11 protein-coding genes are annotated in these 21040 nt (G+C 70.0%); 8 read left to right on the top strand and 3 right to left on the bottom strand.

Going from position 1 to position 21040, the window contains the following annotated elements; genetic code table 11:
* Positions 1-53 precede the first annotated feature (53 nt).
* From JMJ56_RS34750 to JMJ56_RS02875, 3 genes are read right to left on the bottom strand one after another with little or no spacing between them, the layout of a single operon-like run.
* Positions 54-491: a cupin domain-containing protein gene (locus tag JMJ56_RS34750; protein WP_268884949.1), complete on the bottom strand. Its 438-nt coding sequence runs from the start codon at positions 489-491 to the stop codon at positions 54-56.
* Complete coding sequence (locus tag JMJ56_RS02870) at positions 392-1795, bottom strand: AtzE family amidohydrolase (protein ID WP_202830085.1); 1404 nt, start codon at positions 1793-1795, stop codon at positions 392-394. The genes JMJ56_RS34750 and JMJ56_RS02870 overlap by 100 nt, the downstream gene beginning before the upstream one ends.
* On the bottom strand, positions 1792-2013 hold the full coding sequence (locus JMJ56_RS02875) for an AtzG-like protein (RefSeq protein WP_202830086.1): 222 nt from the start codon (positions 2011-2013) through the stop codon (positions 1792-1794). Before JMJ56_RS02875 ends, JMJ56_RS02870 begins: the two co-directional genes overlap by 4 nt.
* A 118-nt stretch (positions 2014-2131) precedes the next feature.
* Between JMJ56_RS02875 and JMJ56_RS02880 the strand changes: the two genes are divergently transcribed.
* Genes JMJ56_RS02880 through JMJ56_RS02915 form a run of 8 tightly spaced genes read left to right on the top strand, consistent with a single transcriptional unit; the run spans position 2132 to position 21018 of the window.
* A complete protein-coding gene (locus tag JMJ56_RS02880) occupies positions 2132-5530 on the top strand; it encodes an alpha-1,4-glucan--maltose-1-phosphate maltosyltransferase (protein ID WP_236037393.1) in 3399 nt (1132 codons plus the stop codon).
* Positions 5531-8779 carry a maltose alpha-D-glucosyltransferase gene (treS, locus tag JMJ56_RS02885; RefSeq protein ID WP_202830087.1) on the top strand — a complete coding sequence of 1083 codons (3249 nt, stop codon included), beginning with the start codon at positions 5531-5533 and terminating at the stop codon, positions 8777-8779. It abuts the gene before it with no gap.
* Complete coding sequence (glgB, locus tag JMJ56_RS02890) at positions 8776-10932, top strand: 1,4-alpha-glucan branching protein GlgB (RefSeq protein ID WP_202830088.1); 2157 nt, start codon at positions 8776-8778, stop codon at positions 10930-10932. The genes treS and glgB overlap by 4 nt, the downstream gene beginning before the upstream one ends.
* 2 nt (positions 10933-10934) lie before the next feature.
* A complete protein-coding gene (glgX, locus tag JMJ56_RS02895) occupies positions 10935-13040 on the top strand; it encodes a glycogen debranching protein GlgX (RefSeq protein ID WP_202830089.1) in 2106 nt (701 codons plus the stop codon).
* Positions 13037-14797 (top strand): malto-oligosyltrehalose trehalohydrolase, encoded by a 1761-nt coding sequence (treZ, locus tag JMJ56_RS02900; RefSeq protein WP_202830090.1) that lies wholly within the window; start codon positions 13037-13039, stop codon positions 14795-14797. The genes glgX and treZ overlap by 4 nt, the downstream gene beginning before the upstream one ends.
* 4 nt (positions 14798-14801) lie before the next feature.
* Complete coding sequence (gene malQ, locus JMJ56_RS02905) at positions 14802-16832, top strand: 4-alpha-glucanotransferase (protein WP_202830091.1); 2031 nt, start codon at positions 14802-14804, stop codon at positions 16830-16832.
* A 5-nt stretch (positions 16833-16837) separates the two neighbouring features.
* Positions 16838-19627 (top strand): malto-oligosyltrehalose synthase, encoded by a 2790-nt coding sequence (treY, locus tag JMJ56_RS02910; RefSeq protein WP_328702246.1) that lies wholly within the window; start codon positions 16838-16840, stop codon positions 19625-19627.
* Positions 19624-21018, top strand: coding sequence for an alpha,alpha-trehalose-phosphate synthase (UDP-forming) (locus tag JMJ56_RS02915; protein ID WP_202830092.1), 1395 nt, complete (start codon positions 19624-19626; stop codon positions 21016-21018). Before treY ends, JMJ56_RS02915 begins: the two co-directional genes overlap by 4 nt.
* The last annotated feature ends 22 nt before the right edge of the window (positions 21019-21040 follow it).

The raw sequence follows: 21040 nt of genomic DNA on the forward strand, positions 1-21040 counted from the left end.
ATTGCATCTTCGGGGCTTTCTCTTAAGTCGGAACGACGTGGTCGGGAGGCAGGTCAGCCCGGCGGCAGGTGCAGGGCGAGCCACAGCGTCTCCCGCACCGGGTCGGTCCAGGCGACGCGGTGGCGGCAGCCGGCGGGCAGCACTGCCCAGTCGCCTGGCGCCAGTGCCCGCTCGCTGCCATCGGCAAAACCAAGCCGCGCAGCCCCCGACAGCAGCAGCACGAATTCATCGCTCGCCTGTTCATACCAAAAGCCCGGCGGGTCGCTCTGGCCGCGCGAGACGATGCGCTCGGCGCGCCCGCCGCCCGCGGCGAGCAGCGTCTCGAAGCGCTCGCCTCCTTCGGCCGGGGCGGCAAGCCCCTCGCCGATGCGGCCAAAGCGCGGGGCGGCGCTCAGGCCGCCCCCTCGGCGAAGGCCGGCGGCACTGGCGCGGCGCAGATGCCGGCTGCCTCCAGCGCCGCCGCGGCACGGAAGAGCAGTCCCTCCGTCCAGGGCTTGCCGATGAGTTGCACGCCGACCGGCAGCGTGCCCTCCGCCCGCTGCACCGGCACGGTCAGCACCGGCAGGCCGATCCCGCTGACCGGCTGGGTGAAGAGGCCCATCGAGGGCCGCAGCGGCAACTCCACCCCGTCCAGCGTGAGGGTTTCCTGCCCGATCGGCGTCGCCGGCACCGGCGTCGCCGGGGCGAGCAGGATGTCCCACCCGGCCATCAGGGCCCGCATCGCATCCTGTGCCCTGGCGCGCACGCGTTGGGCCTGGAAGACCCAAGCCGCCGGGATCAGCGCGCCGGCCAGCAGCCGGTCCTGGATCAGCGGCTCATACTCCTCGAGTCGGGTGCGAAGCGTCGGCAGGTGCAGCGCCCCGCCCTCGGAGGCGGTGATGATGAAGGCGGCGGAGCGGCTTGCCTCCGCCATCGCCCACTCGACCTCAGCTGTCGCCCCCAGCCCCTCGGCCACCGCCGCCACTGCGCGCCGCGCCGCCTCGGACTGCATCCGCCCGAACCAGCCGCCAAGCCGCGACACCCGTAGCCCAGCAAGCCCGGCGGCGAGCATCGGCGTCACCGGCTCGGGCGGTTGCGGCGCCTGATGGCTGTCTTCCGGGTCGATCCCCTGCAACGCATCATAGGCGGCGGCCAGGTCGGCGACGCTGCGGGCGAATGGCCCGACATGGTCGAGCGAATGGACGAACGGGAAGGAGCCGTGGCGCGACAGCCGCCCATAGGTCGGCTTCACACCGAAGATGCCGTTCAGCGAGGCCGGCACCCGGATCGAGCCGTTGGTGTCGGTCCCGAGGCTGAGCGGCACCAGCCCCGCCGCCACCGCCACGCCCGAGCCGCCGGAGGAGCCGCCGGCGATGCGCGTCAGGTCATGTGGGTTGCGGCAGGGTCCGTCATGGCTGTTCTCCGTGGTGAAGCCATAGGCGAACTCGTCCATGTTGAGCGCGCCGAGGCAGATGGCACCAGCGGCATCCATCCGCCGCACGAGGAAGGCGTCGCGCGCCGCGGGCGCCGCATCGCGGCGGATGCGGCTGCCGGCCAATGTCGGGGTGCCGGCGAGGTCGAAGAGGTTCTTCGCCGCATAGGGCACGCCGGCCAAAGGTCCAGGGTCCTGCCCGGCGGCGATGCGCGCATCCACGGCATCGGCCGCCGCGAGTGCCCGTTCGGCAAGCACGGCGGTGAATGCATTGACCTCCGGCCCGCGAGCCGCGATGCGGGCCAGCGCCGCCTCCGCCACGGCGCGGGCAGAAATCTCGCCCCGGCGAACCCGTGCGGCGATGGCGAGCGCCGGGCCGTTCATGGGTGATACACCGGCGCCGGCTCATCCGCCTCGGTCAGCGACACCGCCAGCGCCGGCGCGGCGATGCGGACGACCAGCGCAAAGGCCGCTGCGACCCGGGCTTGGCGTTCGGCATCGAGGGCGAGCCCGACCGCCGGGGCGACGGCAGCGACATGGGCAGCAGGGTCGAAACGGTCGGGGTCGAGCATCTGCTTTGGCTCCTGCAGGAAGAGGTGCATCGTTCCATGCGGGTTCCGTGCCGGCCAGCCTTCACCGCTCGCGCATCGGTGATCGAAGGAGCGGCGGACCATTTCGCCCGTTCGGCGTTGCGCCGCAGAGATGGATTTGGGGGATTGGATGGCGGAGCGACGCACCGACAAGCCGAAGCCGGCGAAACGAGCGGCCCCGGCCGCGAAGCGCAAGGCAACCGAGGCACCGCCGGCGATCGTTCCCGCCCTTCCCGCCGTGATAACCCCACCCGAGCCCGAGCCGGCGCCGGCCTTGACCGGCCCTCTGGCGCCACGCCTCTACCTGATGCACCCGTTGCTGATCGGCCCGTTGCCGGCCTGGGATGCCGCCTTCGAGCGGGCCGCAGGCCTCGGCTTCAACGGAGTGCTGATCCCGCCGCCCTTCGCCACCGGCGCCAGCGGCCATGTTCAGCAGATCGGCGACCCGGACAGCCCACATCCGGCGCTCGAGGCCCAGGGCGACAGCACCACGGCGCTGGAGGCGCTTGCCGCCAAGGCGCGGGCGCATAGCCTCGACCTCTATGTCGACTTGGTGCTCGACCGCGTTGCCGCCGACGGACGCCTGGCCCGGGAGCAGCCCGGCTGGTTCGCCGGCGATGCCCCCATCGGCATGCCAGATCCGCGGCTCGAGCCGCCGGACCGGGATACCTTGCGGGCCCGCTGGGACGACCCCGATACCGTCGCCGGGCTCGGCGCCTGGTGGGAAGAGCGGCTGCGTCGCTTCACCGCCGCGGGGGTCGCCGGCTTCCGTTGCGAGGCGCCGGCACGTGTGCCTGGCCGCGTCTGGCGCCGGCTGATCGCCGCCATTCCCGAGGCGCGCTTCCTCGCTTGGACAGTCGGCCTGCCCGCCGAGGCGGTGTCCGAACTCGCCGAGGCCGGCTTCGCCGCGACCTTCGACAGCCTCGCCTGGTGGGACCTGCGCGAGGGCTGGCTGGCCGAGGAGGCGACGCGCCTCGCCGCCATCGCCCCGGCCATCGCCACGGTGGAAGCGCCTTTCGGCCCGCGCCTCGCCGCGCGCGACCCCGACCCGGCCATGGCCGAGCGCGCGGCGCTGCGCCATCTGCGCCTCGCTGCCGGCATCGGCGCCGGGCTGCTGGTGCCGATGGGCTTCGAATACGGTGCCCGCCGGCCGCTCGACGCCGCGCACGACCGGCCAGGTGACTGGGACTGGATCATGCGCCACGCGCCCTTCGACCTCTCGGAGGCGATCCGCGCCACCAATGCCATGATCGCCAGCCGCCCGCTGGCCCCGGCCGACCTTCGCCCGCTCGCCGGGCCCGGGGCGCCGGCCGCCGCCCTGCTGCGCGCCGCAGGCCCGGATGTCCGCCAGGCCCAGCGCGCTGCGCTGGTGCTCGCCAACCCCGACCTGCACCGTCCGGCGAGCGTCACCGCGACGGCGCTGCTGCCTGGGACGGGCGGCGTCTTCACCCGCTTCACCGCGAGCCTGCCCGAGGACGGCCCGGGCCTCGAGCCCGGCGGCACGCTGCTGCTGCAGCCGGGGGAGGTGCGCATCCTGGATGCTATCCCTCCCCGCCCGATCCGCCCTGCCGGCGAGCCCAGCGCCGAGGCCGGCGCCCGCGCCCCGCGCCTCGGCATCGAGAAGATCGAGCCGGTGGTGGATGAGGGCCGCTTCCCAGTGAAGCGTACGGTCGGCGAGGTGATCGAGGTGCGCTGCGACGTGGTCTGCGACGGCCATGACAAGCTTGCCGCCGCCCTTCTCTGGCGCGCTGCTGACGAGGATACCTGGCACGAGACGCGGCTCCGCCCGCTCGGCAACGACCGCTGGGCGGCGAGCTTCCCGCTCGAACGCATGGGCCGCTACGTCTTCGCCGTCGAGGCCTGGCGCGACGCCTTCGCCACCTTCACCGACGAACTGCAGAAGAAGCACAATGCCGGCGTCCCCGTATCGCTGGAGCTGGAGGAAGGCCGCCTGCTGGTCGAGGCCGCCGGCGGGCGTGCCGGCGGCGCCGTCGCCGAACTCGCCACCCGCCTGGCCGGGGCAGGGGAGGGGGAGCGCCTCGCCCTGTTGCTCGCCCCGGAAACCACGGTGCTGATGGCCGAGGCGGATGACCGCCCCTTCCGTCTCCGCAGCGCCGAAATCCCGGTCGAGGCCGAACGCACCGGCGCCCGCTTCGCCAGCTGGTACGAGCTGTTCCCGCGCAGCCAGTCGGGCGATCCTGCCCGGCACGGCACCTTCGACGACGTCATCCGCCAGCTGCCGCGCATCCGGCGGATGGGCTTCGACGTGCTCTACTTCCCGCCCATCCACCCGATCGGGAATAAGAACCGCAAGGGCCGCAACAACACGCTGACCCCGGCACCGGACGATCCCGGAAGCCCCTATGCCATCGGCTCCGAGGATGGCGGGCACGACGCGCTGCATCCGGAACTCGGCACGCTCGAGGATTTCCGGCGGCTGGTGAAGGCAGCCGCCGACCACGGGCTGGAGCTGGCGCTCGACTTCGCCATCCAGTGCAGCCCGGACCATCCCTGGCTGCGCGAGCACAAGGAGTGGTTCGACTGGCGGCCGGACGGCTCGCTCCGCTACGCCGAAAACCCACCGAAGAAGTACGAGGACATCGTCAATGTCGATTTCTACAACGAGGGCGCAATCCCCTCGCTGTGGATTGCGCTGCGCGACGTCGTCCGATTCTGGTGCGACCAGGGTGTGCGCCTGTTCCGCGTCGACAACCCGCACACCAAGCCATTCCCCTTCTGGGAGTGGCTGATCGCCGACATCCGTGCCCGCCACCCGGATGCCGTCTTCCTCGCCGAGGCCTTCACCCGGCCGAAGGTGATGTACCGGCTGGCGAAGCTTGGGTTCGGCCAGTCCTACACCTACTTCACCTGGCGCAACGAGAAGCAAGAGATCGAGGAATACCTGACGGAGCTGACGACGACGGCGCCGCGGGACTTCTTCCGGCCGCATTTCTTCGTCAACACGCCGGACATCAACCCGCTCTTCCTGCAAAGCTCCGGCCGGGCCGGCTTCCTGATCCGCGCAGCGCTGGCGACGACGCTTTCGGGCCTCTGGGGCATGGTACAGGGCTATGAGTTCTGCGAAGCCCGAGCCATGCCCGGCAAGGAGGAATACCTCGACTCCGAGAAGTACCAGCTCCGCGCCTGGCCCGAGCGCGCGCCGGGCGACATCGTGGACGAGATCACCCGGCTGAACGCCATCCGCCGCGGCAACCCGGCTTTGCAGACGCAACTCGGCGTGGCCTTCCACAACGCCTTCAACGACAACATACTGTGGTACCGCAAGGCGACACCGGAGCGGGATAATTGCATCCTGGTCGCGGTCAGCCTCGACCCGCACAATGTGCAGCAGGCAAGCGTCGAGCTCCCGCTCTGGGAATGGGGCTTACCCGACCATGCGGCGCTGGAAGCAGAAGACCTGATGCGCGGACACCGCTTCACCTGGCAAGGCAAGATGCAGACGATACGGCTCGATCCCGGCGAACTTCCCTTCGGCATCTGGCGGGTCCGCCCGGCAGGGGGCATCTAGATGAGCCTCCCCGAGGATCCACACTGGTACCGCGACGCGGTCGTCTACCAGTTGCATGTGAAAAGCTTCTTCGACGCCAACGACGACGGCATCGGCGACTTCACCGGGCTTCTGCAAAAGCTCGACTACATTGCCGAGCTTGGCGTCGACACGCTCTGGCTGCTGCCCTTCTATCCGAGCCCGCTGCGCGACGACGGCTACGACATCGCCGACTACCGCTCGGTCAACCCGAGCTACGGCAACATGCACGACGCCCGCCGCTTCGTGCGCGAGGCGCATGCGCGGGGCCTGCGCGTCATAACCGAGCTGGTCATCAATCACACCAGCGACCAGCACCCCTGGTTCCAGCGCGCCCGCACGGCAAAGCCCGGCTCCGCCGCCCGGGACTACTATGTCTGGTCCGACACCGACGAGAAGTATGACGGCACGCGCATCATCTTTCTCGACACCGAGAAGTCGAACTGGACTTGGGACCCGGAAGCCAAGGCCTATTTCTGGCACCGCTTCTACAGCCACCAGCCGGACCTGAACTTCGACAACCCGCGCGTCCTGGCCGAAGTGCTGAACGTGATGAAGTTCTGGCTCGACATCGGCGTGGACGGGCTGCGGCTCGATGCCGTGCCCTATCTCGTCGAGCGCGAGGGGACCAACAACGAGAACCTCTCCGAGACCCATGCGGTACTGAAGACCATCCGCACCAAGCTCGACCAGTCCTTCGAAGGGCGCATGCTGCTGGCCGAGGCCAACCAATGGCCGGAGGACACGCAGCAGTATTTCGGCCAGGGCGACGAGTGCCACATGGCCTTCCACTTCCCGCTGATGCCACGGATGTACATGGGCATCGCGCAGGAGGACCGCTTCCCGATCACCGACATCCTGCGTCAGACGCCGGACATACCGGAAGGCTGCCAGTGGGCCATCTTCCTCCGCAACCATGACGAGCTGACGCTCGAGATGGTGACGGACCGGGAGCGCGACTATCTCTGGTCCACCTATGCCGCCGACAAGCGCGCGCGCATCAACCTCGGCATCCGCCGCCGTCTTGCCCCGCTGCTCCAGCGCGACCGCCGCCGGATCGAGCTGATGAACGGCCTGCTGCTCTCCATGCCCGGCACGCCTGTCATCTACTACGGCGATGAGATCGGCATGGGCGACAACATCTTCCTGCGCGACCGCGATGGCGTGCGTACGCCGATGCAGTGGTCGCCGGACCGTAACGGGGGGTTCTCCAAGGCCGACCCGGCGGCGCTTGTCCTGCCGCCCCTGCAGGACCCGATCTACGGCTTCCAGGCGGTCAATGTCGAAGCTCAGGCGCGCGACCCACATTCGCTGCTCAATTGGATGCGCCGGATGCTGGCCGTCCGCAAGCGCAGCCGCGCCTTCGGCCGAGGTGAGATGCGGCTGCTTTACCCGGCGAACCGTAAGGTGCTGGCCTATGTGCGGGAGTTCGAGGACGACACCATCCTTTGCGTCTTCAATCTTTCCCGCGCCGCGCAGGCGGTGGAACTCGACCTGTCCGGCTGCGCAGGCCGCGTGCCGGTCGAGATGCTGGGCGGTACGAGCTTTCCGCCGATCGGCCAGCTTCCCTACCTGCTGACGCTGCCGCCCTATGGCTTCTACTGGTTCGTCCTGGCGACTGAGAAGGCCCTGCCGCCCTGGCACGAGCCCTCGCCGGAGCCGCTGCCCGATCTTCGCACCCTAGTCCTGAAGGCCGATGTGAAAGAACTTCTCGGAGCCGCCGTCAGGCGTGAGCTGGAACAGCTTGTCCTGCCCGAATACCTGCCCAAGCGCCGCTGGTTCGCCAGCAAAGGCGATCGGATCGAATCGATCCGGCTCGGCGCCATCGCCAGCCTGCCTGAGGCGAACGGCGCCGTGGTGATGGCCGAGGTCGAGATCGGCCTGCCCGGCCGCACCGAGCGCTACGCCCTGCCGCTCGCCGGCGTCGAGGATGTCGAGGGGGCCGGCCCGCTCGCCTCGCAGCTCGCCCTGTCGCGTTTGCGCCAGGTTCGCCGCGTCGGCTTCCTCACCGATGCCTTTGCCGATGACCGCATGCCGCCCGCCGTGCTGAATGCGTTGCGGCAGGGCGTCAGCCTAGCGACCGAGGAAGGCGAGATCCGCTTCACCGCCACCTCCCGCCTAGCCGAGGTGCCCTTGCCCGAGACGCCCGAGATCAGGCGCCTCTCGGCCGAGCAGTCGAACTCCTCCCTGATCTATGGCGAGCAGATCGTCCTGAAGATCATCCGCCGCATCAACCCCGGCATCCATCCGGAAGCGGAGGTGACGCGCTACCTGACGGAGGCCGGCTTCGGCAACACTGCCCCGCTGCTCGGCGAGGTCGTGCGCATCGCGCCAGACGGCACGCCGCACACCCTGATGCTGGCCCAGGGCTTCGTCCGGAACCAGGGCGATGGCTGGGGCTGGACGCAGGATTGGCTGCACCGCGCCGTCGATGAGGCGGCACTCAGCGAGGAGGCGCCGGAGGATGCCTTCGCCGGCTACCTCGCCTTCGCGGAGGCGCTCGGCCGCCGGCTCGGCGAGCTGCATGCGACGCTCGCCCGGCCGACCGACAACCCGGACTTCAGGCCGGAGCCGGCAACCGAGGCGGACCGCGCCAACTGGGCGCATGGCGCACTGGAGCAGCTCGACCCAGCGTTCGACCTGCTCGCCCGCGGCGGCCTCGCCGAGGATGTCGCTCCGCTCGCCGCCGCGCTGGTGGCGAAGCGCGAGGCGCTGCATCAGGCCGCGCAGCGTCTCGCGCAATCCGCCGACGGCGCGTTGAAGACGCGCGTGCATGGCGACTTCCATCTTGGCCAGGTGCTGGTGGCGCAGGGCGACGCGGTGATCGTCGATTTCGAGGGCGAGCCGGCGCGTACGCTCGAGGAGCGCCGCGCCAAGGGCAGCCCCTTGCGCGACGTTGCCGGCCTGCTGCGCAGCCTCGACTACGCCGCCTCCGTGGCGGTGGCGAGCGAGGCGTCGGGCGCAGCCACGGCGGCTCCGGCCGAGCGCCGTGCCGCGCTCTTCCAGCGCTGGCAGCGCGAGGCCTCCGCCGCCTTCCTCGAGGCCTACCGCACCGTCGAGCATGCCGCCGAGAGCCCCTGGGTTCCCGCCGGTGCCGAGGCGGCCTTGCTCGACCTGTTCCTGCTCGAGAAGGCGGCTTACGAGGTGCGCTACGAGGCGGCCAACCGCCCCGCCTGGATCGGCGTGCCGCTCCGTGGCCTTGCCGCCCTGGCGGAAAGGATCACTGCATGATTTCCGGCACCGACTCCCTTGTCACGGGCCGCCACGGCGACCCCTTCGCCATCCTCGGCCCGCACGGAGAGGAGATCCGCAGCTTCCAGCCCGGCGCGCGCGGCATCACCGTGCTCGCCCGCGAGGGTGGCGAGGAGATCGGCCGGCTGGAACAGGTGCATCCCGCCGGCCTCTTCGCCGGCCACGTCTCCCGTCCGTTGCCCTACCGGCTACGCATCGACTGGCCCGGTTCGGTGCAGGAGACGGAGGACCCCTATAGCTTCGGCCTGCTGCTCGGCCCGCTCGACCTGCATCTCTTCGCCGAGGGGCGGCATTTCGAACTCGCCAAGGTATTCGGCGCGCAGGCGATGGTGGTCGATGGCGTGCCCGGCGTGCGCTTCGCCCTTTGGGCGCCCAATGCGCAGCGTGCGTCCGTGGTTGGCGAGTTCAATGGCTGGGATGGCCGGCGCCACCCGATGCGGCTGCGGCGCGAGGCCGGCGTGTGGGAGTTGTTCATTCCCCGCCTTCGCCCCGGCGCGCCCTACAAGTACGAGCTGATCGGCGCCGATGGCAGCGTGCTGCCGCTGAAGGCGGATCCGCTCGCAACGGCGACCGAGATGCCGCCCGCCACCGCCTCCCGCATCCCCGACCCCACGCCCTTCCTCTGGAGCGACCAGGACTGGATGGCGGAGCGCGGGGCGCGCCAGGCCGAGGATGCGCCGATTTCCGTCTACGAGGTCCATCCCGGTTCTTGGTGGCGCGATGCCGCTGGCGAATCGCCGGACTGGGACCGGCTTGCCGACCGACTCATCCCGTATGTGCAGGGCATGGGCTTTACCCATATCGAATTCCTGCCGGTGATGGAGCATCCCTTTGGCGGCTCGTGGGGCTACCAGCCGCTCGGCATGTTTGCGCCCAGCGCCCGCTTCGGCTCGCCGATGGGCTTCGCCCGCTTCGTCGATCGCGCCCATGCGGCGAAGGTCGGCATCATCCTCGACTGGGTGCCGGCGCATTTCCCGACCGATGCGCATGGCCTGTATCGCTTCGACGGCACCGCGCTCTACGAGCATGCCGACCCGCGCGAGGGCTTCCATCGCGACTGGAACACGGCGATCTACAATTTCGGCCGCAACGAGGTGCGCGGCTTCCTCCTCGCCAGCGCCATGCACTGGCTGGAGCACTACCATATCGATGGCCTGCGCGTGGATGCCGTGGCCTCCATGCTCTACCGAGACTACTCGCGCCCCGCAGACGAGTGGATCCCGAACCGGTATGGCGGCCGCGAGAACCTGGAGGCCGTCGCCTTCCTGCAGGAACTGAACGCCGTCGTCGAGGAGCGGTGCAGCGGCGCCGTGATGATCGCCGAGGAGAGCACCGCCTGGCCCGGCGTCACCCGCCCGACCGGCGAGGGCGGCCTCGGCTTCCACTACAAGTGGAACATGGGGTGGATGCACGACACCCTCCACTACATTGAGGAGGACCCTGTCAACCGACGCTATCACCATGACAGCATGACCTTCGGACTGGTCTATGCGTGGAGCGAGAAGTTCATCCTGCCGCTCAGCCATGACGAAGTGGTCTATGGCAAAGGTTCGCTGATCGGGAAGATGCCGGGGGACCAGTGGCAGAAATTCGCCAATCTGCGCGCCTATCTCGCATTCATGTGGACGCATCCGGGCAAGAAGCTGCTGTTCATGGGCGGCGAGATCGCCCAGCCAAGCGAGTGGAACCACGACGCCGCCTTGTCCTGGGGCCTGCTCGACGAGGCGCGCCACCGCGGTATCCAGCGCCTCGTCCGTGACCTCAACCTGGCCTATCGTGGTATCCCCGCGCTGCACCGCCAGGATGCATCGCCGGAGGGCTTCCGCTGGGTGGTCGGCGGCGACCATGAGCAAAGCATCTTTGCCTGGCTCCGCTTCGGTGCGGCGGGCGACCCGCCCGCCCTCGTCGTCTGCAACATGACGCCGGTGCCCCGCTACGGCTACCGCATCGGCGTGCCGATGGGCGGCACCTGGCATGAGGTGGTGAACACTGACGGCGCCGCCTATGGCGGGACGAACACGGGCAATGGCGGCTCGGTCCAGGTCGAGGCAGTGGAGAGCCATGGGTTCGACCAGTCGGTCCCGCTCTTCCTGCCGCCGCTGGCTGTGCTCGTCCTTCGGCATCAGGGGTAAACATGCCTCCCGTACCGACCCGCCTGCTTCCCGGGCGGCAAAGTCCGCTGGGGGCGCACTGGGATGGGCTGGGCGTCAATTTCGCGGTGTTCTCCGCCCATGCGGAGCGGATCGAGCTTTGCCTCTTCGATGCCGCAGGCCGCCGCGAACTGGCCCGCCTGCCCATGCCGGAATGCACCGACGAGGTATGGCACGGCTACCTGCCGGAGGCACGGCCAGGCCAGCTCTACGGCTACCGCGCCTACGGCCCTTATGAGCCGCGCCAGGGCCATCGCTTCAACCCGCACAAGCTGTTGCTCGACCCCTATGCGCGGCAGATCTCGGGTGAGGTCCGCTGGTCCGACGCGCTCTTCGGCTACCGCGTCGGCGCCGGCCGTGCCGACCTGACCTTCGATCGGCGGGACAGCGCGCCGGCCATGCCGAAATCCGTTGTCGTGGATGACAGCTTCCATTGGGGCGACGACCGGCCGCCCTGCATCCCCTGGGACCGCACGGTGATCTACGAGGCGCATGTCCGCGGCCTCACCATGCTGCGCAAGGAGATCGCTCCGCGCGAGCGCGGCACCTTCGCCGCGCTGGCCGATCCGCGCTTCATCGACCATCTCCAGCGCCTCGGCATCACCGCGCTGGAGTTGCTGCCGATCCAGTCCTTCCTTCAGGACCGCTTCCTCGTCTCCAAGGGGCTGAGGAATTACTGGGGCTACTCGACCCTCGGCTTCTTCGCCCCCGAGCCGCGCTATCTGATCGAGCCATGGATGCGCAACGAGCTGAAGGTGGCCGTACGCCGCCTGCATGCCGCCGGCATCGAGGTCATCATGGATGTGGTCTACAACCACACCTGCGAGGGCAGCGAGATGGGCCCGACCCTCTCCTGGCGCGGCTTCGACAACGCCTCCTACTACCGTGCGATGCCGGACGAGCCGCGCTACCTGATCAACGACACCGGTACCGGCAATACGATCAACATCAGCCACCCGCGAGTCCTGCAGATGGTGATGGACAGCCTGCGCTACTGGGTCGAACAGTATCATGTCGACGGCTTCCGCTTCGACCTCGGCACCATCCTGGGCCGCGAGCCGGGCGGCTTCGACCAGGGCAGCGGCTTCTTCGATGCCATCCGACAGGACCCTGTGCTGTCGCGGGTGAAGCTGATCTCGGAACCTTGGGATATTGGTCCCGGCGGCTACCAGGTGGGCAACCACCCGCCCGGCTGGAGCGAGTGGAACGACCGCTACCGCGACGGCGTGCGCCGCTTTTGGCGCGGCGACAGCGCCATGCGCAGCGACCTCGCCGCCCGCCTCACCGGTTCCGCCGAGCTGTTCGACCGCCGCCGCCGCCGCCCATGGGCGAGCGTGAATTTCCTGGCGAGCCATGACGGCTACACGCTGCACGACCTCAACACCTACGAGCAGCGGCACAACGAGACGAATGGCGAGGACAACCACGACGGCCATTCGAACAATCATAGCAACAATTGGGGTGTCGAGGGTGAGACGGACGACCCCGCGATCAACGCCACCCGGCAATCCGTGATGCGCGCCATGCTGGCGACGCTCTTCGTCTCCGCCGGCACGCCGATGCTGCTCGGCGGCGACGAGATGATGCGTACCCAGCTCGGCAACAACAACGCGTACTGCCAGGACAACGAGGTCAGCTGGTTCGACTGGACCCGCGCCGCCACGCCGGAGGCCGAAGCGCTGCAACGCTTCACCGCCCGTTGCATCGCGCTGCGCCACCGCCTGCCGCCGCTCCGCCCGGCGATCTTCCTCCATGGAGGCGCCGAGGTTCGGCCTGGCCTCAGCGACACCGATTGGTTCGACCAGAACGGCCAGGCGATGATGCCGAAGGCATGGAACGAGCCGGAGGCCCGGACGCTGACACTCCGCCGCGCCACCGGGGCCGAGGATGGCAGCGTGGATGCCACGCTGCTGCTGCTCAACGCCGATGGCGCCGCACATGACTTCACCCTGCCGGCGCCCACCATGGACTGGATCATCGTGCTCGACACCGCCAACCCCGAGGCCGAGGAGTTCCGCGCCGAGGGCGGGAGCGTGCCGGTCGCCGCCCATTCCGTCGTGCTGCTGGCAACGAGGCTTCCATCCTTATGAGCGCAACCAATACCTGGGGCACCACCCTACTCGCCCCCGACCGCACCCGCTTCTGCCTCTGGGCGCCTGATGCCAGCGAGGTCGGCCTCGAGATTGAAGGCCGTTCCTCTCAGCCCATGCAGGCGGCAGGGGAGGGGTGGTTCGAGGCCGAGGCGCCGGTCGGCCCCGGCACCCGCTATCGCTTCCGGGTCAGCCCGGACCTCGCGGTGCCCGACCCCGCCTCGCGCCTTCAGGCCGGCGACGTGCATGACGCCTCGGTCGTGGTCGACCCGGCGGCCTATCGCTGGCGCAATGCCGAGTGGCGCGGCCGCCCCTGGCACGAGACCGTCCTCTACGAGGTCCATGCCGGCGCCATGGGCGGCTTCGCCGGCGTCGAGGCCGCGCTGCCACGCCTCAAGGAGCTTGGCGTCACCGCCATCGAGCTGATGCCGGTCAATGATTTCCCGGGGCGCCGGAACTGGGGCTATGACGGCGTGCTGCCCTACGCCCCCGACACCGCCTTTGGCACACCGGACGAGCTGCGCTCGCTGGTCGATGCCGCACACGGGCACGGGCTGATGATCTTCCTCGACGTCGTCTACAACCATTTCGGCCCGGACGGCGCCTATCTCCATGCCTATGCCAAGCGTTTCTTCGACGAGGGCATCCACACCCCCTGGGGTGCCGCCATCGACTTCCGGCAGGAGCCGGTGCGCGCCTTCTTCGAGGAGAATGCGCTTGCCTGGCTGCGCGACTACCGCATCGACGGCCTTCGCTTCGACGCCGTCCACGCCATCTCCGAGGCGGATTGGCTCGACCTGCTGGCGACCCGCATCCGCAGCGAATTTCCCGACCGCCACATTCACCTGGTTTTGGAGAACGAGCGCAACGCCGCCCGCCACCTCCGGCCCAAGGGCGGCTTCGACGCGCAGTGGAACGATGACGGACACAACATCCTCCACCCGCTGCTGACCGGCGAGCGCGAGGGTTACTACGAAGACTTCTGCGACGATGGCGCGGAGAAGCTCGCAAAGGTCCTGGCCGAGGGCTTCCTGTTCCAGGGCCAGCTCTCCGGCCATCTCGGGGCGCCGCGCGGCGAGCCGACCGCGGGCCTGCCGCCCACCGCCTTCGTCCTGTTCCTGCAGAACCACGACCAGGTCGGCAATCGTGCCTTCGGCGAGCGCCTCGCAGTCCTGGCCGATCCACGTGCCCTCCAGGCCGCGACTGCGCTGCTGCTGCTCTGCCCGCAGATCCCGATGCTCTTCATGGGTGAGGAATGGGGCGCGACGGCGCCCTTCCTGTTCTTCACCGACCACAACGCGGAGCTTGCGCCGCTCGTCACCCAGGGACGGCGGAAGGAGTTCGCCAAATTCGCCGCCTTTCAAGATCCTGCGAAGCGCGAGACCATTCCCGACCCGAACGCCGAGAGCACCTTCCGCAATTCGACCCCGAATGTGGAGGAGGCAGCTCATGCGCCGCATGATGCGGTGCTCGCTCTGCACCGCCGGCTGCTGGCTCTGCGGCGGGAACGGATCATGCCGCATCTCCCAGGTGCGAAGGCGCTTGGCGCCCAGGCGGTCGGGGCGGCGGCGGTGGTCGCCCGTTGGCGGCTGGGAGATGGCAGCACGCTGACCATCGCCTGCAACCTCGGCGCCGAACCCGCCCGCGCCACTGGCGAGGGCGAGGTTTTGTTCGAGAGCATGGCCGGCGCCGCCGGCACGCTTGCCACCGGCGAGTTGCCGGCGCGGTGCACGGTCGCGCTGCTCAGTCAAGGATGATGCCATGAGTGCCGATGACGAGTTGCGGGAGCTGGCGGAGGCCGCCGGCGTCGCCACCACATGGCGCGACGTGCATGGCCGGTTGCAGGCCATCGCGCCGGAGACGATGCGTGCTGTCCTCACCGCCCTCGGCCTGCCCGAGGATGCGCGGGAGGCGCGCCACCTCCTGCGCGAGCTGGAAGGCCGCCTGCCGCCGCTGGTGACCGTGACGGTCGGGCCGGACGGCGTTGCTATCCCCGGCGCCCAGCCTGGCCATCGCTTCCAATTGCAGATCGAGGGCGGCGACCGGATCGAGGGCCGGCTGGAGACCGGCTGGGGGGGCGAGGCGCGGCTGCCCTCCATCTCTACGCCCGGCTACCACCGCCTCACCCTTGATGGTGGCCATGCCACCGTCGCCGCCGCCCCGCCCCGCTGCGTTACGCTGAACGACCTCGGGGCCGAGATTCTCAACGGCGCCGCGCCTTGGGCCCTGGCCGCGCAAATCTACTCGCTTCGCCGTCAGGGCGATGGCGGCGTCGGCGATTTCGGTGGCGTCGCGGCCTTTGCCCATGCCGCCGGCCGCCGGGGCGCGGCGGCGCTGGCGATCAGCCCCGCCCATGCGCTGTTCAGCGCCGACCCCAGCAAGTATGGGCCCTACGCCCCCTCCAGCCGCATCATGCTGAACGTGCTCCATGCCGATCCGGCGGCCGCGCTCGGCATGGCCTCCGTGCTGCCGGCCGAGGATGCGCCGCTGATCGACTGGCCAGGGGCGACCGTCGCCAAGCTCGCCCAGTTCCGCCTGCTCTTCGACGCCGCCGCCGACCATCCCGGCTTCGTCGAGTACCGCCGCGAGACCGGCCCTGCCCTTGAGGACCATGCGCGCTTCGAGGCGCTGCACGCGCATTTCTACGGCCAGTCGCCCGATCTCTGGCACTGGCGCAACTGGCCTGAGGAGTTCCGCACCCCGCAAAGCCCCGGGGTGCAGCGCTTCGCCCGGGAGAATGCGCGCGAGGTTGCTTTCCACGCCTTCTGCCAATGGCTTGCCGATGCCTCGCGCGGCGCGGCACAGCAGGCGGCGCGCGAGGCGGGGATGCCGGTCGGCCTGATCGCCGACCTTGCCGTCGGCACGGATGGCGGCGGCAGCCATGCCTGGTCACGCCAGCGGGAAATCCTGCCCGGCCTCTCGGTGGGTGCGCCCCCCGACATCTTCTCGCCGCTCGGCCAGGACTGGGGCCTCACCGCCTTCTCCCCGCTCGAGATGCGGATGGGCGGCTTCGGTGCCTTCACCGAGTTGTTGCAGGCGACCTTCCGCCATGCCGGCGGCCTGCGCGTCGACCATGCGATGGGCCTGGCGCGGCTTTGGGTGGTGCCGCAGGGCCTCGGCCCGTCGGCCGGCGCCTATCTCCGCTACCCGATGCAGGACATGCTGCGCCTGTTGGCCCTCGAGTCCCACCGCCATCAGGCCATCGTCATCGGCGAGGATCTCGGCACGCTGCCGGAGGGCTTCCAGGGCGAGATGGCGCGCGCCGGCATCCTCGGCATGCGTGTGCTCTGGTTCGAGCAGGAGCAGGACCGGAGCTTCCGCCCGCCGCATGGCTGGTCGCCCGACGCCGCGGCGATGACGACGACGCACGACCTGCCGACCATCACCGGCTGGTGGCGCGGCCTCGATATCGGCTGGCGCGACCGCCTCGGCCTTTTCCCCGAAGTCGACACTGCGAAGCAGGAACAGGCCCGCCGCGCCGAGGACCGCAGCGCCCTCTGGGGTGCCTTCCTCGACAGCGGCGCCGCGACCGGCGACGAACCCGCGCCCGAGGATGCCGAATCGGTGGTCGAGGCGGCCATCGCCCATACGGCAAGCGCGGCCTGCACGCTGGCCATCCTCCCCATCGAGGATGCGCTGGCCCTGCCGGAGCAGCCCAACCTGCCCGGCACCACCGAGGGCCATCCGAACTGGCAGCGCCGCATGCCCGGCGAGGCCGCCCATCTGCTGGACGACCCCGCGGTGGCCCGCCGCATCGAGATCCTCGCCCGCGCCCGACCTAAAGGAGATTGACGCTCGTGCCGATTCCACTACGGGCGACGGCCCGGCTCCAATTCCACGCCGGTTTCACCCTCGATGATGCCGTGCCCCTGGTGCCCTATCTGGCCCGGCTCGGCATCAGCCATCTCTACGCCTCGCCCATCCTGAAGGCACGGCCCGGCTCCACCCATGGCTACGACATCGTCGACCATCGCCAGATCAATTCGGAGCTAGGTGGCGAGCCGGCGCTGCGCCGCCTCTCGGCCGCGCTGAAGGAGGCCGGGCTCGGCCTCATCCTGGACATCGTGCCGAACCACATGGGCGTCGGCGGCGCCGACAACGAGTGGTGGCTCGACGTGCTGGAATGGGGCCGCCAGAGCCCCTTCGCCCCCTATTTCGACATCGACTGGGAGCCGCCGGACCGCTCGCTCTCCAACCGGCTGCTTGCCCCCTTCCTCGGCGACCCCTATGGCGAGGTGCTGGCCTCCGGCAACCTCGTCCTCAAATTCGAGGCTGAGACCGGCCGCTTCTACGTCGAGTACTACGAGCACCGTTTCCCCATAGCGCCGCAGCACTATCACCACATCCTCCAGGCTTCGGAGGAGCCAGGGCTGCAGGAGCTTGCCCTCGCCTTCGGCCGAATCGGCCTGCATCAGCGCGACCGCGCCCTCTCGCGGGGCGAGGCCTCTGCCTGCCGTGCCCGCCTGGCCGAGGCGGCGGCGACCGAAGCCGGCCGTGCCGGCATCACCCGCGCGCTCGCCGCCTTCGACGCGAAGGAGGAGGCCGGTCGCCAGGCCCTTCATCGGCTGCTGGAGCGCCAGCACTACCGCCTCGCCTGGTGGCGCGCTGCGGCGGACGAGATCAACTGGCGCCGCTTCTTCGACATCACCTCGCTTGCCGGCCTCCGCGTCGAGCTGCCGGAGGTCTTCGACGCCACCCATGAGCTGGTGCTGAATCTTTATGCCGAGGGCACCATCGACGGCGTCCGCATCGACCATGTGGACGGCCTAGCCGATCCGCGCGGCTACTGCCGCAAGCTGCACCGCCGCATGGAGACGGCCCGCCCCGACCAGCCGCCGCTGATCTGGGTCGAGAAGATCCTCGCCCCATTCGAGACGCTGCGCACCGATTGGATGGTGGACGGCACCACCGGATACGACTTCATGGACGAGGCGAGCGGCGTGCTGCACGACCCCGCGGGGGAGGGGCCGCTCACCGCGCTCTGGACCGAGCAGACCCGCCGCGCTGGCGAGTTCGAGGTCGAGGTGCGCGAGGCCAAGCGCCAGATCCTCCGCGACAACCTCGCCTCGGAGCTGAATGCCACCGCCGCCGCCCTCAAGCGCGTTGCCATGCGGGACCTCATCACCCGCGACTTCACCCTGACGGCGCTGCGCCGCGCGCTGGCCGAGGTGCTGGTGCATTTCCCGATCTATCGGCTCTACATCACTTCCGGCGGCCGCAGCGCCGAGGACAAGCGCATCCTCGATTGGGCCATCGCCGGAGCCCGCCGCACCGTCCGCGCCACCGAGCGCCCGTTGTTGGAGCTGCTCGATGGCTGGCTCGGCGGCGAGCCGCCCCGCAGCCTGCCGCCCAACCAGCGACGGGAGCGCCTTTCAGCTGCGGTGCGCTTTCAGCAGCTCTCCGCCCCGGCGACGGCCAAGAGCGTCGAGGACACCGCCTTCTACCGGTACGGCCGGCTGCTCTCGCGCAACGAGGTCGGGTCGGATCCGGGCCGCTTCGCCGTCACCCCTGCCGGCTTCCATGCAACGGCGAGGGCGCGGGTGAAGAATTTCCCGCGCGCCCTGCTGGCGACGGCGACGCATGACCACAAGCGCGGCGAGGATGTCCGCGCCCGCCTCGCCGTCCTCTCCGAGATCCCCACTGAATGGTCCGGGGCGGTGCAGCGCTGGACGCGCCTCAACGCCTCGCTCCGCAAGACGCTGGACGACGGCGCGGCGCCGGGGATGAGCGCACAGCTCATGCTCTACCAGACGCTCGTCTCCGCCTGGCCCCTCGGGCTGGCTGCGGATGACGAGGCGGGTGTCACGGCCTTCCTCGACCGCGTCGCCGCCTGGCAGGAGAAGGCGCTGCGCGAGGCCAAGCGCCGCACGGAATGGGCGGTGCCCAATGCCGATTACGAGGCCGCCTGCCGCGACTTCATCTTCGCCTGCATGGCGCCCGACCGTGCCAGCCATCTCCGCGACGAGGTCGCCGGCTTCGCTGCCCGCATCGCCCCGGCCGGAGCGGTGAATGGCCTCGCCCAGCTCCTTCTGCGCTGCACCGCCCCCGGGGTGCCCGACCTTTACCAAGGCACCGAATTCTGGGACCTCAGCTTGGTGGACCCGGATAACCGCCGCCCGGTGGACTGGCCCGCCCGGAATCAGGCGCTGGAACAGGCCACCCCGCCCCAGGAGCTGCTGCACCACTGGCAGGACGGGCGGGTGAAGCAGGCGATCCTGGCGCGCGCTCTGGCTCTCCGTGCCGCCCGGCCCGAGCTGTTCGCCGGGGGCGACTACCAACCCCTGACCGTCGAGGGGCCCCTGGCTGGCCATGTCCTCGCCTTCGCTCGCAGCCACCGCGGGCGGTCCATAATCGCCGTAGTCACCCGCCTGCCTGCCGCGCTGCTCGGTGCCGGTACGCTGCCGCTTGTCTCGCCAGAGGAATGGCGCGGAACCGAACTCGTCTTGCCGCGTCCAGGTGGGGAACACCGCTGGCGGGATGCGTTGACCGGGGCGGTCCTCGGCGCGCCCGGGGGGGAAGCAGGGGACCGTCTGCCCTTGGCCGAAATCCTCGCCCGCTTGCCGGTCGCGTTGCTGGAGGTGGGATGAGCCGCATCGTCGTCGTCTCCAACCGGGTGCCGGTGCCCGCCGGGAATTCCGGGCATGCCGGCGGCCTTGCCGTCGCCCTGCTTGGGCTGATGCAGCGCCGTGGCGGCCTCTGGTTCGGCTGGAGCGGCGCCGTCACTGAGGAGACTGGCCCACCGGCCTTCTCCCGGCGTGGCGCCGTGGGTTATGCGACGCTCGATTTGACCGAGGCGGAGCATCGCGGCTACTACACGGGCTATTCCAATGGCGTGCTCTGGCCGATGCTGCATTCCCTGCCGCATCTGATGTCCTTCCGGCGCCAGGACCTCGACACCTACCGCCGCGTCAACCGCCGCTTCGCGGACAACCTGGCACCGTTGCTGGAGCAGGACGACCGGATCTGGGTGCATGACTACCATCTCTTCTCCCTGCCTGGCGCGTTGCGCAGCCAGGGGGTGCGGAACCCGACCGGCTTCTTCCTCCACGTTCCCTTTCCGGCGCCCGATGCGGCGGCCGTGGCACCCGGCATCCGCAGCCTGGTGCAGGATGTGCTCGCCTCCGACCTTCTCGGTTTCCAGACGGCCAGCGACCGCGACAACTTTGCTGCGACCGCCACCGAGTTTGCCGGTGCCGTCCGCACCGGCGACCAGCAGCTCGAGCTTGGCGGCCGGCCGATCCGCCTGGGCGTCTTTCCCGCCGAGATCGCCGCCCGCGAGTTTGCCGCCACCGCCGCCGCGCAATCGGCCCTGGAGCCGGCCCGCCTGCTTGCCCGCTCGCTGCAAGGCCAGTCGCTCATCCTCGGCGTCGACAGGTTGGATCCGACCAAGGGCCTACCCGAGCGGCTCGAGGCCTTCCGCCGCGTCATCGCCCGCCGACCGGCGCGCAGCGCGACCATGCTGCAGATCGCCGCGCCGTCGCGCGAGGACGTGCTGGCCTATCGTCGCCTTCGCCAGGAGGTCGACAGCGCCGCCGGTTCCATCAACAGCGAGTTCGGCGAGCCGGACTGGCTGCCCCTCCGCCTGCTCGCCCGGCCGCAGACGCGCGACACGGTGGCCGGCTTCATGCGCCTTGCCCGGGTCTGCCTGGTGACGCCGATCCGTGACGGGATGAACCTCGTCGCCAAGGAATTCATCGCCGCCCAGGACCCAAGCGACCCCGGCGTGCTCGTCCTCTCCCGCTTCGCCGGCGCCGCGGCCCAGCTCTCCTCCGCCCTCCTGGTCAATCCGCATGACGCCGAGGGCATGGCGGAAGCGCTGGCCTGCGCGCTCGACATGCCGCGCGCCGAGCGCCTCGAACGTTGGCTCGCTGCCTGGGAAGCGATTGCCGGCGCCTCGCCCGAGGGATGGGGCGAGGACTTCCTTCGCGCCCTCGCACCGGGCGACCTCGCCGGATTGCCCGCCGCGGGTAGCGCCTGAGCCGTTGCCATGCCAACCTGAC

This window comes from Belnapia arida (assembly GCF_016773205.1).
Lineage (GTDB): Bacteria > Pseudomonadota > Alphaproteobacteria > Acetobacterales > Acetobacteraceae > Belnapia > Belnapia arida.